The sequence below is a fragment of the Sorangium sp. So ce363 genome (genome assembly GCF_051520435.1).
Lineage (GTDB): Bacteria > Myxococcota_A > Polyangia > Polyangiales > Polyangiaceae > Sorangium > Sorangium cellulosum_B.
The window spans coordinates 1,916,401-1,931,493 of the sequence record NZ_CP150333.1 but is presented as its reverse complement, the minus strand read 5'-3'; the positions used below and the strand labels follow the sequence as shown (position 1 = coordinate 1,931,493).

General features: G+C 75.0%; 8 protein-coding genes. 5 read left to right on the top strand and 3 right to left on the bottom strand.

Going from position 1 to position 15,093, the window contains the following annotated elements; genetic code table 11:
* Window positions 1–41: 41 nt before the first annotated feature.
* Window positions 42–743 (bottom strand): hypothetical protein, encoded by a 702-nt coding sequence (locus tag WMF12_RS07430; protein WP_437869722.1) that lies wholly within the window; start codon window positions 741–743, stop codon window positions 42–44.
* 98 nt (window positions 744–841) lie between these two features.
* Here WMF12_RS07430 and WMF12_RS07425 point away from each other — a divergent pair, with 98 nt between their 5' ends.
* Window positions 842–5,824, top strand: a complete 4,983-nt coding sequence (locus tag WMF12_RS07425) for a sigma 54-interacting transcriptional regulator (protein WP_437869721.1) — start codon at window positions 842–844, stop codon at window positions 5,822–5,824.
* Window positions 5,825–5,883: 59 nt separating this feature from the next.
* On the opposite strand, the gene WMF12_RS07420 is transcribed toward WMF12_RS07425, so the two are convergent.
* Together WMF12_RS07420 and WMF12_RS07415 are read right to left on the bottom strand one after the other, a co-directional pair.
* On the bottom strand, window positions 5,884–7,572 hold the full coding sequence (locus WMF12_RS07420; protein WP_437869720.1) for a hypothetical protein: 1,689 nt from the start codon (window positions 7,570–7,572) through the stop codon (window positions 5,884–5,886).
* A 59-nt stretch (window positions 7,573–7,631) separates the two neighbouring features.
* Entirely contained in the window at window positions 7,632–9,110 is a 1,479-nt protein-coding gene (locus tag WMF12_RS07415) for a hypothetical protein (protein WP_437869719.1), read from the bottom strand.
* A 150-nt stretch (window positions 9,111–9,260) separates the two neighbouring features.
* On the opposite strand from WMF12_RS07415, the gene WMF12_RS07410 reads away from it, so the two are divergent.
* The 4 genes from WMF12_RS07410 to WMF12_RS07395 all read left to right on the top strand — a co-directional run bounded on the left by WMF12_RS07410 (window position 9,261) and on the right by WMF12_RS07395 (window position 15,078).
* A complete protein-coding gene (locus WMF12_RS07410) occupies window positions 9,261–9,866 on the top strand; it encodes a hypothetical protein (RefSeq protein WP_437869718.1) in 606 nt (201 codons plus the stop codon).
* Between the two features lie 315 nt (window positions 9,867–10,181).
* The gene (locus tag WMF12_RS07405) at window positions 10,182–11,249 is read left to right on the top strand and encodes a hypothetical protein (protein WP_437869717.1); all 1,068 of its coding nucleotides are present in this window, start codon (window positions 10,182–10,184) and stop codon (window positions 11,247–11,249) included.
* Window positions 11,250–11,521: 272 nt separating this feature from the next.
* Entirely contained in the window at window positions 11,522–12,592 is a 1,071-nt protein-coding gene (locus WMF12_RS07400; RefSeq protein ID WP_437869716.1) for a hypothetical protein, read from the top strand.
* A gap of 317 nt (window positions 12,593–12,909) precedes the next feature.
* Window positions 12,910–15,078, top strand: a complete 2,169-nt coding sequence (locus WMF12_RS07395; RefSeq protein WP_437869715.1) for a substrate-binding domain-containing protein — start codon at window positions 12,910–12,912, stop codon at window positions 15,076–15,078.
* Window positions 15,079–15,093 lie beyond the last annotated feature (15 nt).

The window sequence follows — 15,093 nt, the reverse complement described above, 5'->3', positions numbered from 1 at the left end:
CCGTCTCGAGCCTCCCGGAGGAGCAGAGAGCTGGAATCGACTCAGGGAGCGCCGGGCACGAAGAGCGTCACCGCCCGCCGGAAGACCTCCGGTGAAGACACCTCGATCAGCGCCACTTCCTCGCGCGCGGCGGCGCCGGTCGGCCGGTACACCACGCGGAGCTCTCCAGCGCTCCCCGCCTCGAGGACGACGGGCGCCGCCGTTCCCTCGAGGCTGTACTCGGGCGCCGGGGCGCGCAGCGCGATCCTGTCGATCGCGAGCGGCGCGCCGCAGGCGTGCGCGAGCGCGACGGCGCTGCTGGACGTCGCGCCGGCGGCCGCCTCGGGCAGGGCGAGCTCGCGCTCGACCTCGAAGCAGTCCGCGAGCGGGCGAGGCGACGGCTCGAGGGCGCCGGCGGCGGCGATGAGGTCCACCGGCTCGGAGCGCAGCGCGCCGCGCCGCGCCTGGAGGCGCAGCTCGTTCCCGCGGAGGCCGTCGATGTCGAGCGCGAAGCTGCCGTCGCCCGCGACAGGCGCGACGACCGGGGGCGCGGTCCCGTCGAGGTTCACCGCCCAGACCACGTCGGCGTCGGTCACGCTCCCGGGCGCGCCGGTGAGCTTTAGCGGGGCGCCGTCGCACTCGTCGCACACCGCGCCGACGACGTCGCCGGCGAGCGCCGGCGGTCGCTCGAAGGGCGGCTCCGGGATGGGGTTCACCCCGCACCCGGCGGCGCAAGCGACGAGAAGGACCGCAAGCCAGCGCATCACGCCGCCCCTCTGTTCAAGAGTCGCGCCAATGCGATCCGCTGCTTTCCGCGGAGATCGCGGCCCCCTTTTGTACCATTCTGTACCATATTGTACCGATGGTACACCACGGCATTGCGCCAGGGGCCGTGGTCGATGGCCGCTACGAGGTCGTGCGCGCGCTCGGGCGCGGCGGGCTCGCCTCGGTCTACGAGGCGCGCGACCGGCTCTTCGATCGCGACGTCGCGATGAAATCGCTGAGCTTCGGCTCCGCGGGCGCGCTCGAGGCGTTCCGGCGGGAGTTCTCGCTGCTCTCGGCCTGCGCTCACCCGCGCCTCCCGCGGGCGTACGACTTCGCCCGGACGACGTCCGGCGGCGCGCCGGGCCGGCCGCTCACGTATGCCACGACGGAGCTCATCCGCGGCCGGACGCTGGCCGAGCACGCGCGGGGGCGCGCCTTCCGCGCGGCCCTGCCCGTCCTGCTCGACGCGCTCGACGCGCTCGGGTGGCTCCACGGCGCCGGCATCGTCCACGGCGACTTCAAGCCCGAGAACGTCCTCGTGCGGGACGACGGCGCGGGCGTGCTCATCGACCTCAGCGCGGCGCGGAGGATGCGCGCGGACGCGGGGGACCTCTCGGGGACGGCGCGGTTCTTCGCGCCAGAGCTCCTCCGGGGGGCCCCGCCGAGCGCGCGCTCCGATCTCTTCGCGGTGGGGCGGACGCTCGAGGCCCTGTTCCCGCTCCTCTCCGGGGCGCCGCCCGCCGCCGTTCGCCGCCTCGCGGAGCGGCTCACCGCCGAGGATCCGGCGAGCCGCCCCTCCGGGGTCGAGGAGGTCCTCGAGGCCCTCTCCGCCGGCGGCCTGCCGCGGCGCGCGCCCGCCGTCGTGAGCGAGCCGGGCGAGATCGTCGGCCGGGAGCGCGAGGTCGAGGCGTTCGGCGCGGCGCTCGAGGCGCTGCTCCGCGGCGAGCGCGGGCCGCGCGCGGTGATCGTCACGGGCGAGGAAGGCGCGGGCAAATCGCGGCTGTTCCGCGAGCTCAAGTGGCGCGCGCAGCTCCGCGCGCAGGTCGTCGAGGGCGCGCCCCGCGGCGACGATCCGCTGCGCGCGCTGCTGGTCCGGGCGCTCGGCGGCGCGAAGCTCCCGGCCGGCGTCGACGCGCTGCTCGGGGCCCGCGGCGAGCTCGCGGGGGCGCGCGGGCGCGAGGGCGAGGCGGCGCGCGGCCCGGGGGATTCGCGCGATGTGCGTGATCCGTACGGATTGCCCGCGCCGCGCCGGCCGCGCGTGCTCGCGATCGACGACGCCCACAGGCTGGGCGCGCACGACCGGGCGCTGCTCGAGGCGCTCGTGCGATCGACCGAGCCGACCGACGCCGTCCTCTGGCTGATCGCCTCCGCGGAGCGGCTCGACGTGGGCGGCGGCGCGGTCGTCGAGCTGCCGCTGGGCCCGCTCGGCGAGGACGCGGTCCGGGTCTGGACCGCGCCCCTCGCCACGGCGGCGCGCACGTCGGACCTCCTGCGCGCGAGCGGCGGCCGGCCGCGCGCGCTCAAGGAGCTCTGCGCCGCGCTGGCGCAGCGCAGCCTGAGCGAGGCGGAGCTCGACAGGTTCGTCCACACGACGGGCACCCCGGAGCTCTGGCGACGGCGCGTGGCGGCGCTCGACCGCGGCGAGGCGCGCGCCCTCGCGGCGCTCGCGGTCGCGGACCCGCTCGGGCCCGAGGCCGCCGCCGCGCTCGGCGTGGGGCGCGCGGCGCTCGACGCGCTCGAGGCCGCGGGGCTCGCGCGGCTCGACGGCGAGGGGTTCCGCCTCGGCCAGCCGGGGCAAGCCAGGGCGCTCCTGCCCTGGCTCGACGCGGGCGTCGTGCGCGAGATCGCGGCCGCGATGGCGGCCCAGCTCGCCGGCGCCGACGAGGCGGCACTCGGCCCGGCGCTCCGCAGCCAGCGCGCGGCGGACCGGGCGAGGGCGCTCGTGCTCGCGGGCGACCACGAGGCGGCGCGGCGGGCGCTCGCCGCGTCCGGGCCGATGCTCGAGTGGGCGCCGCGCGCCTGGGTGCGCGCGGCGGACGCCGCCTGCGAGGTCCTGCCGGCGCCGCGGACGCTCGTGGCCGCGGCGTCCGCGATCGAGGCGGCCGGCGACCCGCGGCGCGCGCTCTCGCTGCTCGCGCGGGCGAGGCGCGCGGGGCCGCCCGCCGACGTCGGCGCGGAGCTCTCGTACCGGGCGGCGCGCTGCTACGAGAAGCTCGGCAAGGTCGAGCGGGCGCTCTGGCAGCTCGGGCGCGCGCGGGCCCTCTCGCCCGGGCCCTGGGGCGGGCGGCTCGCGAGCCTCTCCGCGCGCTGCCTGCTGCGCCTCGGCCGCTACGACGAGGCCCGGCGCGAGGCGGAGGGGGCGCTCGCGGCGGTCGGATCACGCGAGGTCGAGGGCGCGCCCGCGAGCGGCGAGGCGCGCGAGGCCGACGGCGCCCTCGCGAGCGGCGAGGCGCGCGAGGCCGCCGCGGAGCTGGCCGAGACGCTGGGCCTCGCGCTCGGGTACCTGAGCGACCAGGCCGGGGCGCTCCAGAGCCTGGCGCGCGCCGTCGCGCTGCGGCCGGCGTCGGGCTCGCCCCGCGCCCGCGCCCGCACGCTCAGCTACCACGCGCTCCACGCCTACCGCGCCGGCGACGCGGCCCTGGCGGCGCGCGGGTTCCAGGAGGCGCTCGACCTGGCCGAGGCCGAGGGCCTCGGCGACCTGCTCGCGACGGCCGCGCTCAACCTGGGGACGGCGAGGCACCAGCTCGGCGACTGGGGCGCGGCGCTGCGCTGCTACGAGCGCGGGCTCCGGGCGGCGATCGCCTTCGCCAAGGAGCGGACCGAGGCGACCCTGCGCTTCAACCTCGCCAAGATCCACGCGGACGTCGGCCTGCTCGAGCGCGCCGAGCTCGCCGTCGCGCGGATGCGAGCGCCCGAGGGCCCGAGGGCCCCCGAGGAGATCGCCGTGGCGGCGCTCGGGCTCGCGGCGGAGATCGCCGCCGCGCGCGGCGCGCTCGGCGAGGCGGCGCGGCTGCTCGAGGAGGCCCGCGCCGGCCACGCGGCGCGCGGCTCGAAGCGCGAGGCGTGCGAGGCGGTGATCCACGCAGCGGAGGTCGCGCTCGCGGCGCGGGACAGGGCCGCGGCGGGCGCGCGGCTGGCCGAGGCCGCGGCGCTGCTCCGGGAGGCCGACGCGGCGGACCTCGCGCTGCGCCACGCGACGGCGGGCGCGGAGCTCGCGCTGGCCCGCGGCGACACGGGCGCGGCCCTCGCGGAGGTGCAGCGGGGCGCGGGCCTCGTGGCGAGGGTCTCGCAGCTCGAGCTCCACGCGAAGCACGAGGAGGTGTCCGCCGAGGTGCTCCGCCTCCGGTCGGCGACGGCGCTGGCGGAGCGGCACCGCACGGCCGCGCTCGAGTGCTGGGAGCGCATCGGGAGCACGCTCCCCGCCGAGCTCGCCGAGGTCTTCTGGCGGCACCCCCGGCGGGCCGCGCTCCGCGGCGGGCCCGCGCCGCCGGCGGCCCGCATGGAGCTCGTGCTGAAGCTGCTCGAGGTGAACCGGCGCCTGAGCTCGACGCTCGACGCGGAGGAGGTGCTCCGCCTCGCCATGGACGCGGCCATCGAGCTGACCGGCGCCGAGCGGGGGTTCGTGATCCTCGCGTCGCCGTCGCCGTCGCCGGAACCGGGAGGCCACGCGAAGGGCAGGCTCGAGGTCGCTGTCGCGCGGAACCTCGATCGCGAGCGCGTCGGCAAGAGCCAGCTCAAGTTCAGCCACGGGATCGCGAAGCGGGTGGTCGAGCGCGGGGAGGCGGTGCTCACGGTCGACGCGCTGGCCGACGAGCGGTTCCACGGGAACGCGTCCGTGCACGGCCTGCGGCTCCGGTCGATCGTGTGCGTGCCGATCCGCGCGCACGGCGCGGTGCTCGGCGCCGTCTACCTCGACAACCGGTTCCAGCGCGGCAAGTTCGCGGAGGGCGACGCGGATCTGCTCGGCGCGTTCGCGGACCAGATCGCGGTCGCGCTGCACAACGGCAGGTTGATGGCCGAGCTCCGGGACCGCACGCGGGCCCTGGAGGAGGAGCAGCGGCGGGTCGCGGAGCTCATGCGCTCGCAGGCCGACGAGATCGAGCGGCTCTCGCACGAGCTCGAGCGGACCCGGGCGGACGCGCGCCGCGACTTCCCGGAGATCGCCGGGAGGAGCGCGCCGATGCGCGCGGTGCTCGCGCTCTGCGAGCGCGTCGCGGAGAGCGACGTGACCGTGACGGTGACCGGCGAGAGCGGCACGGGCAAGGAGCTCGTCGCGCGCGCGATCCACGCGGGCGGGCCCCGGCGGGACGGGCCGTTCGTGGCGGTCAACTGCGCCGCGCTGCCGGAGGCGCTGCTCGAGTCGGAGCTCTTCGGCCACGTGAAGGGCGCGTTCACCGGCGCGGTCCGCGATCACGGCGGGCTGTTCGTCTCGGCGCGGGGCGGGACGCTGTTCCTCGACGAGCTCGGGGAGGTGCCGCTCGGCGTGCAGGCGAAGCTGCTCCGCGCGCTCCAGGAGCGATCGATCCGCCCGGTGGGGTCGGACCGGAGCCTCTCGGTGGCCGACGTGCGGGTCGTCTGCGCGACGAACCGGGATCTGCGGGAGGAGGTCGCCCGGGGGCGCTTTCGCGAGGATCTCTATTACCGGGTCAGCGTCATCGAGATCCGCTTGCCGCCGCTGCGCGACCGGCCGGACGACATCCCGGCGATCGCGCAGGCGATCGTCGAGAAGCTCGCGGCGCGCCAGGGCCGCCCGGCGTTCCGGCTGTCCCGGGGCGCGCTCCGGCGGCTCTCGTCGTACGGCTGGCCCGGCAACGTGAGGCAGCTCGAGAACGTGCTCTCGCGCGCGTGCGTGCTCTCGCCGGGCCCGGAGATCGGCGCCGCCGACATCCAGCTGCCGGCGGCGGCGCCCGCGCCGCGTGGCCGGTCGCGCGCCGAGCACCAGGGCGCCGAGGAGGAGCGGATCCGCGCCGCGCTCGAGCTCTCCCGCTGGAACGTGAGCGAGGTGTCGAGGAGCCTCGGGATCCCGAGGATGACGCTGTACCGGAAGCTCGCCCGCTACGGGCTCTTGCGGAAGGAGTGAGGGGCAGGCCAGCGTGAGCAGGGCGCCCGCGACCAGCCGCCCCACGCCGAGCGAGGGGGCTAATCCCAGATGCGCACGACGATGAGCCCCAGGTTCGACCGCTTCCCCGCGGCCACGATGCGGCCGTCGCGCTGGACGGTGACGGCGTAGAGGTAGTTCTGGTCCGGATGGTCGTCGAGCACGACGGCGCCCGAGGCGCCGAACCCGGCGTCCCTGGAGCCGTCCGGCAGGAGCCGCAGGATCGAGGCCGTGATGCCCGAGTTCACGGTACCGCCCGCGACCGCGCCGAGGATCTTGCCGTCGGCCTGGAGGGCGACACCGTAGCCCCGCACATAGGGCTTCTCTTCGCCGCTCGCGTTCACCATGCCAGTCCCGCCGAACGTCGTGTCCGCCGAGCCGTCCGCGTTGAAGCGCGCGAAGGCATAGTGGTTCACGCCGTCGAGCGCGTATCCCACGAGGACCGGCTTGCCGTCGCTTCCGAGGGCGAGGTCGGAATCGTTGTAGGGCGTCTGCGAGAGGTAGGCGATGCCGCCCGTTCCGAAGCCAGGATCGAGAACCCCGTCGCGATCGAGCCGCGCCGCAAGGAAGGTGGGGCCCGCGTCCCGCTCGGTCCCTCCGGCGACGATGTGATCGTCCTCCCCGAGCGCGACAGAGTGCAGCGGCCGCTCATCCATCGAGAAGAGGCCCGAACCGCCGAAGTCGCGATCGAGGTCGCCCGTCGAGGAGAACCGCGCGACGATGCCGCGGCTGCCGGGGCCGACACCGACGGCGATGATCGCGCCATCGCTCTGGACGGCGACGTCGAAGCCCTCCGAATCACTGATCGTGGCCGGATCGAGCTTCGCGATCCCGCTGGCGCCAAAGGCCTGATCGATCCCGCCGTTCCCGTGGAACCGGACGACCGCGAGCTGGTGATCGCGCGTCCCCACCGCCAGGATGCGCCCGTCGGGCTGCAGGGCCAGCGACTCGACTGTCCCCTTCTGGCCGACGACGAGGCCGCCTGTGCCGAACTCCGGATCGAGCACGCCGCTCGGCAGGAAGCGCGCGAGCCCCCAGGTGTCCCCGTCGACCCCTGCGACGAGGATCCTGTCGTCCTCCTGGACGACGATGGCGCGCGCCTCGTGGGGCGTGCCGCTGGTGGCGATGCCCTCGCCGTCGAACGATGCATCGAGCGTCCCCGGCGGATCGGCGACGAGCAGCGAGACCGTCAGCTCCCGATCCTCCAGCCCGGGCGCGCTGGCCACGAGCGAGGGCGCGGCACCGCCGACCGCCGCGAGCGGCTCCGCGGTCAGCGTGAGCACGCCGGTAACCTCGCCGCCCGGGACCACGACCGGGCTCGCCGTGACGCCGCTCGGCAGGCCCGACAGCGAGAGCGCGACGTCGCCCACGAAGTCGTCCGAGCGGGTGACGGCGACGGTGAGCGACGTCGAGCCGCCGCGCACCACGCGCGCCGCCGCCGGGTCGAGCGCGATCGAGAAGCCCGCCTGCGGCGCCCCGCCGCCGCTGCCGTGCGCGGACAGGTCGCCGCCGCCGCCTCCGCCCGACGCGGCGGCGCCACCGGCGCCAGCGCCGCCGTCACCGCCGGCCCCGTCGCGCGAGACGTCGTGAATGCCGAGGATGCCCTGGCAGCCGAGCGCGAGGGAGGCCGCGGCCGCCCCGGCGAGGAAGGCCGCGCGCGCGAGCCGGACACCCCGGGCTGGCCGGGGCAGCGCGCTCCTCTGCGCGAGCGGCGCGAGCGGGAGGATCATGCCGGCAGGCTACCACGTCGGCCCCCCCGCCGGACGCAGCGCCCCGACGGCGCCGGGGGTCACGCGCTCGGAGACGACGCGCTCTCCACCTGCTGGGCGAGCTCATTCCACTGGGAGTACGCAAACCGGTACGGCTCGACAGACAGGCGCTTCAGGAACCGGAGGACCGACCGCGCCATTACGTCCACGTCGTGGCGCGGCGCCATCGGGTGAGAGCGCCATGCATGGAACCGCTCGACCACCTCCCGAGGTTCGAACGGAAGACAGCGCGAGTTCGGGCTTGGATCGGGATCCGGATAGGAGGTCAGCACCTCGATCTCCTGCCGCAGGAGGTCGAGCGCCCCGCAAGGATCGGCCTGCTGCAGGAGGCGCGCGTACTCCCGGTACGGAGTGTGGTGCGACGGGCTCAGCCGCAGGGCCTCCTCGTAGTAGAACCGCGCCCGATCCGGATTGCCCAGCCGATCGCGGTACAGGTTCCCGAGCCTGCCGTACGCCTCGACCGTCCCCGGATAGAACCGCTTCACGTCGTAGTAATCCGGGTGGGAGGAGTACGAGTTCCTCGGGGAGAAATCGGGCTCGAGCTCGGCGAAGCGCGCGTAGTGCCGCGCGGCCTGCTCATGAGCGCCCCGACGCTCGTAGAGCTCTCCGAGGTAGAAATGATTGATCGTGTAGAGGCGCGGGTCATGGTAGCAACGCGACACGCTGTCCTGATACCGCTCCTTCAGGGGCGCGCGAGGCATGACCGGAGCCGCTCCGCCCTGCGCCCTCGTCACGAGCGTCTCCGCCAGGTGGAAGGAGCGGAGGAGATGGCGCTCCGCCTGATCCGATTCGTGATAATGCCACAGGAACTGGCTGCTGATGATATAGGCCCCCAGCGGGTGGATGCCGTCCTCGTCCATGAACGGATCCGCGTGTCGATAGGGAGACTCGGACTGGAACGAAGGCGCGATCTCGTCCCACCAGCGCTCGAGCTGGCGGAGCGACGCGAGCGCGCGCTCCAGCGACATGTTCAGGCTCCGCTCGGAGTACCAATGGTAGATATCGTACGGCATGCGCAGGAAGTCGACGGCCTGCTTGAGCGCCGCGCGCTCCTCGTCGGACAGCGCTCGCCGCCTGGTCACGTCGTACTCGACGCGAGCGAGCCCCCGGTGCGCCCACCGGATCTGCTCCTCTTCCTCCTCCCGGAGCTCGGTCTGCAGAAGGTCGATCACGACGTCGATGTTCTCCCGGTTCGGCTCGTCGTCTTCGGCCTCGCGGGCGGCCTGCAGGACGGGGATGAACCGGGCCCAGCAAGCTCTGGTGTCGTATACGCACCAGGCCGCATGGAACCTGACCAGCGGAGACGGAGACCGCAGCGCGCGCTCGTAGAGCGACGCGATCCGGTCGTCGAGCGCGTCTTCACGGCGCGACGCCTCCGCGAGGAACACGAGCGGTTCCGCCGTGCGGGCCAGCTCGCGGTCAGCCAGGTCGATCAGCTCATCACGGGTGTACTGCGAGAGCGCCTCCCTGCCGAGCTGCGTGACCGCATCCTGAGCCATGAACCTGGGATTCAATCACAATGGACACGGCAGACACAGGCGTTTCCTTGGTCCGCCATGCCAGGACGTCCGCCACTCCCGGACGGTCCGCCGCGCCGCGAGAACCAGGCACACCTATACATCCGTTCAATGATCTGCTAGCCGATCGACATGCGCCACCGCAAGGCCGCCGCCGCCGCCGCCGTCGTCGTCGTCGAGGAGCTGCCGCCCGCCGAGGAACCCATCGACGCATTCCCGCCCGACGACACCGCGGCGGACGAGCCGACCTCCGCCATCCGGGAGCCGCTCGCGCTCGAGCGGATCTGCATCGACTGCGGCAGCAGCGGCGGCGCCCACGACAGCTGCGCGCACCGCGAGCGCGCCCGCTTCCACGCGCCGCCGCGGGCAGCGCTCGAGCTCGTCGCGCGCCTGCGCCGGGCCGCCGCCGAGCACCGCGCCGCCGCCCGCGCCCTCCGCGCCCTGGTCACCGCCGAGCACGCGCGCGGTCGCGCCGAGATCGAGCGGGCGGATCCGGTCGAACCCCAGCAGCCCGAGGCGGCGCCGGACCCCCCCTTGCCACCCCGGCTCGAGATCGCGGCGCCGGAGCCGCCCGCGCCGCCCGCCGTCTGCCCGCGCTGCGCCGAGCAGACCGAGGGCGAGCCGACGGAGTCCGGGGCGCCGCCGCGCCGGCCAAAGCGCAAGGGGCGGGTGGCCCTCGAGCAGCAGGCGTTTCTCTTTTCGAGCGATTCCGAGCAACGCTCGCCGCACGGGACCTGAGCCGCGACCAAGGCGCTGCCGAAGGAATCGGAAACCCGGGATCGGCGTTAGGCTGCGCCGATGTCCCCGAGCCCACCCCGAGCTCCTCGCTTGCGCGCCGGAGGCGGCGTTCTGGCCGCCGCGCTGCTCTGGCAACTCGCCTGCACGGGAGGAGCTCCACCCGGAGCTCTGCCCGTGAGCGGAGCGCGCCGGTCACCCGCGCCGCCTCGGCGGGAAGACTCAACACCACCGCGCCCGCTGCCCGCGGAGCGCCAGAGGACGCCTGCGCCGCCGCCAGGGCCAGCCCCGGGCGAAGCGCCGCTTCCACCCGATGTCGTGGCCACGATGCAGGCGCTCGCCGCGCTCGACACCAGCGCGGACGGCATCGGGCTGAGCGCGCCCCCCGCGGGAGCTCCCGCGCTGCTCCGCGCCTTGAAGGCCGAGCTCCGAGGCGTCGTCGGGCGCGCGCTCGACGCGGCCGAGGGCGCGCCGGCCGCCGCACGCACGCGCGCGATGGCGGAGCTCGGGCGGCTCGGCGTCCGCCCCGCCGGCGAGGAACGGCGGTGGGGCAGCCTCCTCGACCTCCGCATCGAGCAGCCCGCGGCGCACCCCGAGCTCCGGGTCGCGCTCCTCACGCTCGCGGTCCCGTGCGGCGAGGACTCGTCTCTCTACGTCTTCGAGCGGGGCCGGGCGGGCTTTCGCCTCGCGCTCGCTCACGAGAGCGATCTATCGGCGTGGACGTCGGAGGGAAACCGGCTGTCTTACGGCTTCCTTGCGGGCCGACCGAAGGAGCGCTGGGCGCTGGCCGTCTCGAGCGCGGAGTCGTCCTGTGTCTCGCTCTGGAGGACGCTGACCACGAGGGTGCTGCTGGAGGGAACTGACCCGCTGCACCCGCGCGCGGCCTTCGCGAACAGCCTCCGATTCCACATGCCGGCAGGCTATACCCTCGCGGTGTCCGCCGGGGGCTTCACGCTGCGCTGGACAGGCGACCCGACCTTCCTCCCATGGTACCCGCGCTGGGACGCCCTCGCCGCGCGCTACACGGTGGAAGGCGACAGCGTGCGTCGAGCGCCGCCCCTCGCCCCTGACGCGGAGTCGTTCGTGTACGCCTGGCTCGGGCTCGAGTGGGCAGAGGCCGAGCGCTGGCTCTGTCCAGCGGCGTCGCCGTCCGCGGGCGAGCGCTGGCACCGGGAGCTGCGCGCAGCGCTGCCAGGGCTCGCGTCGACACCGCAGCTCGGCGCGTGCGGGGGCCCCGACGGGGAGGATCCCACGAAGTGCGAGGACGTGGAGCTGTGGCTGACGCGCCCGGGCCTCGCCCGGTCGACCGCGACTACCCACGTCCTCCTGGCGAAGCAGGGCGCGGACCGCTGCGTCGAGCGCGTGTTCTCGAGGGTGAAGCCATGAGAGGTCCGGGCAGCGGCTCGGTCGAAAGCAGGAGGCTCGCGGCGGCGATCGCGCGGCCGGCGTGGCGGCGCCTGCGCGGACTGGCCCTCTCCTGCGCGGCCTGCCTGTCGCTCGCGCTCACGGCGTGCGCGGCACCCGCGCCCGAGGCGAGAGGACCTCTGGTACCTCGGCCGGCAGCGCGGCCCGTGACACACGGCGCTCCCACAGCCCCCGGCACAGCCCTCCCAACGGCCCCCCCAGCGGTCCCCCCAGCGGACGACGCCACGGACCTCGTGAGAGCGGCGCTCGCCCCGTTCTTCGCCGCCCCGAGAACGAGCGCGGCCGACGATCAGGACATGTGGCTGACGCCGCGGGTGAGCGTGGAGAAGCTGCCGGCCGAGTGCTGGGAGCTGGCGCCGGAGCAGGACGCAGCCGGGCTGGCGATGGTCGCGCTGCATCGGCGCGAGCGCGGCCCCGTCCAGTGCGCTCCGTTCAGCGCGCGCCTCGCGCCGTTCGCCACGTTCGCCGTCGACAGGCGCGCTGGCACCGTGCGCTGGTGGGACGAGGCGGCGCCCCGGCCGATGCGCGAGTTCTTCGCCGCGCGCGAGGAGTCCCTGAGAGCAGCCGTCTCGGCGCTGGAGAAGCGCTTCATCGACGACGCCATCACCTGGGGAGGTGCCGTCGAGCTGCGCGTCGACGGCGAGACGGCCACGCACCTCCACGTGTCCGTGCTCTCGCCCGACGGCCGCAAGCGGCTCGCGCGCTTCCGCATCGACAGGCGCACGCGCGAGCTCTCCTGGGACGACAACGGCGAGCTCCGCGGCTACGCGGCGTTCAAGGCGAGCTGGTACCGGGACCATCACCCGGCGGTCAGCGCGCTCGGCCAGCTGCTCGAATGGAAGTGGTCCGGCGTCGATTCGCTCACGCTGGAGGCATCCCACGGCCACGTCTTCGATCTCGTCGCCCGGGCCGGGGAGACGTGCTCCCCGGCGAGCCGCATCTGCGCCACGGAGCGATTCCGCGTCGATATGCGGCGCGGCGCGGCGATGTGGCACGACGGCAAGGCCTACGTGCCCATCGAGCGATTTCTTCAGGACCTGGAGCGGAAGGGGCAAAGGGCCGTCCTCCTGGCCAGGGCCTGGGCGCTGAAGCAACGAGGGCCCGCCGGCGCCTCCTGCATCGCCTTCCGGCCCGAGAGCGTCGACAGGGCGAGCGCGCACGTCCGGATGCACCTCGCCCCGCCGTGCAACACCTCCCCGATGCTGATGACGCTCGCGTGGTACTTCGTGGACCTGCGCACAGGCAAGGTGTGCTCGTCCGAGGACGACACGTGCGGTTCGGAGTCCGGGCAGGGGAGACCATGACATGGGCCAGCGGGGCGCGAGCCCCATGAGGCCGCCCGCCGCGGCGCCCCTTCCGGCGCGCGACAATCGGAGCTGACAAGCATCGCCGTCCATCCGATACTCGCGCCGCTTGCCGCACACCACGGCCATCAGCAGGCGACCGGGAGCCGGACGTGGGGACGCGGGAACGCTGGAGCTCGAGACGACGAGCGCCCGCTCCCGCCGCGAGCGCGCCGCAGAGCGGCATGGCCACACGGGTGTCGCGTGCTACCAGGTTGCGTTTGTGATCGCGTCACGACGGAACGCGGGCGCTGAGGACCACCGAGGATGCTGCCACCATGTCGCTCGATAGAGCCATCGGCATCATGTGCCCCGACATCTGGGGCAGCTATGTTTGCGAGCTTCTCGGCGGTATCCAGTCGGCCGCCGCGCGCGCCGGATATCGGGTGCTCGCCATCAGGGCATCCCCGCGAGACGTCCACAGGCTGCGGCTCGCGCGAGACCAGGTCGACGGGTGGATCGCGCTCATCGACGCGGCGGAACTCGAGCCCTTCCTCGACGACGGCCGGCCCGTCGTGACCCTCAGCGCGCGCGCAAACGAGGACGCGCGCTGTCCCTACGTCCTGCCCGACAACCACGGTGGCGCCCTCTCGGCCGTACGCCACCTGCTCGACCACGGCCACGAGCGGATCGTCTTCGCGGGCCACATGGCGCACGAGGACATCCGGCAGCGCTTCCAGGCCTACCGGGACGCGCTCGAGGAGCGCGGCATCTCGTTCGACCCCGACCTCGTCTTCGATCTTCCGAACAACGAGCGGGCGAGCGGGCGGCTCGCCGTGCGGCGCCTGCTGGAAGAGGGCGTCACCTGCACCGCGATGTTCATGTCGGCCGACAAGGAGGCGCTCGGGGTCCTCGACGCGTTCGCCGAGGCAGGCATCCGCGTCCCCGAGGACATCGCGCTCGTCGGGTTCGACGACATCGAGGCGGCCCGGTACGCCTCGCCGCCGCTGACGACGGTCCGCCAGCGGTTCGACCGGCTCGGCGGGACGGCCGCCGAGCTGCTCATCGACCTCCTCGCCGGACGGGAGCTCCCCTGCGCGGGGCACATCGCGCCGACGACCCTGGTCCTGCGCCGCTCCTGCGGCTGCTCGCCCGCCCCGGCGCTGCGCGACGCGCCCCCGTCGTCCCGCAGCGCCGCGGCGCCGGCCAGCGCGCCCGCGTCGGCCCGCAGCGCCGCTGCGCGGGCCGGCGCGCTCGCGCGGGAGCTCGCCGCGCTCGCGAGCGCCTCGACGGCGCTCGATCCGAGCTCGCCGCCGGAAGAGGCCTGGCCCGGGGCCACAGAGGTGGTCCTCGGGCTCGAGGCGGCCGTCTGGGGCAGGCCCGGCCCCGCTGCCGCGGCGCTGGAGAGGGCCTGGCGAGAGGCCGCGGAGCAGATGCCCGACATCGACCAGCTCCTCGAGATGGTCGACCGGCTGGAGCGGGCCGGCCAGGCGATGCTCCGCGGCGCGGGGGACGCCGCCGCCGAGCGGCGCGTCGCGGCGTACATCCGGGCGGCCCGGCGCGCCATGATGGAGGGCCGGGTCGCGATCGAGGCGGCCCGCGCCGACTACCTGAACGGCCTGCTCGACATCAACCTCGTCATCCGGGAGACGCTCCTGGCGGACGCCGGCGGCAGCGGGAGCAAGCTGAGCTGGCTCTCCGCGGTGCAGATGAGCTGGGGCTGCCTCGCCGTGTGGGAGGCGCCCGAGGACACGGGTCCCCTGCTGCGGGTCGTCGAGAGCTGCTCCCCCGGAGCGGCGGCCGCCACGCCGGAAGCGGGCGCGCGCGTCGCGGCCGAGGCGTTCCCGCGCGGCGACTGGCTGCCTGCCGCCGCCCGGCGGAGCGACCACGTCCTCCGGCTCATCCCGCTCCGCAGCGAGGGTGAGGATCGCGGCATCCTCGCCGTCTGCGCCCCGGTGAGCAGCCCGCTCGGGCTGGATCACCGGGACATGGAGATGTGGGTGGCAATGCTCACCGCGGCGTTCGAGCGCGCGTCGCTGATCGAGTCGCTGGTCGCGCAGGAGCAGCAGGCGCGCGCCGCCTACGAGCGCGAGCGCGCCCTCGCGGACGACGTGCGCCGGCTCGGGTGCCCGGTCATCCCGCTCGACCAGGGCGTGCTGCTCGTGCCGCTCGTCGGCGCCATCGATCTGGAGCGCGCGCGCCACGTGCTCGAGGTGGTGCTCGCGGAGCTCAGCCGCCAGGAAGCCGAGGTGCTGCTGATGGACATCACCGGCGTGCCCTTCGCCGACATGCAGGTCGCGGCGTCGCTGATGAAGACGACCCGCGCCGCCCTCCTGCTCGGCGCCGAGGTCATCGTCGTGGGGATGCGGCCCCAGGTCGCGCAGGGGTTCATCCGCCTCGGCATCGACCTCCAGGGGATGACGCTCCACCAGACCCTCGGCAGCGCGCTCTCGGCGCTGCGCCGCAAGCGGCAGCCGCTCGACGCGCCGCGGGTCCCCCGGGCCTGAGCCGTCGGCGCGCGC

Coding starts and splice junctions, on each gene's coding strand:
- WMF12_RS07430 (WP_437869722.1), bottom strand. CDS start 743: ATGCGCTGGCTTGCGGTCCTTCTCGTCGCTTGCGCCGCCGGGTGCGGG.
- WMF12_RS07425 (WP_437869721.1), top strand. CDS start 842: ATGGTACACCACGGCATTGCGCCAGGGGCCGTGGTCGATGGCCGCTAC.
- WMF12_RS07420 (WP_437869720.1), bottom strand. CDS start 7,572: ATGATCCTCCCGCTCGCGCCGCTCGCGCAGAGGAGCGCGCTGCCCCGG.
- WMF12_RS07415 (WP_437869719.1), bottom strand. CDS start 9,110: ATGGCTCAGGATGCGGTCACGCAGCTCGGCAGGGAGGCGCTCTCGCAG.
- WMF12_RS07410 (WP_437869718.1), top strand. CDS start 9,261: ATGCGCCACCGCAAGGCCGCCGCCGCCGCCGCCGTCGTCGTCGTCGAG.
- WMF12_RS07395 (WP_437869715.1), top strand. CDS start 12,910: ATGTCGCTCGATAGAGCCATCGGCATCATGTGCCCCGACATCTGGGGC.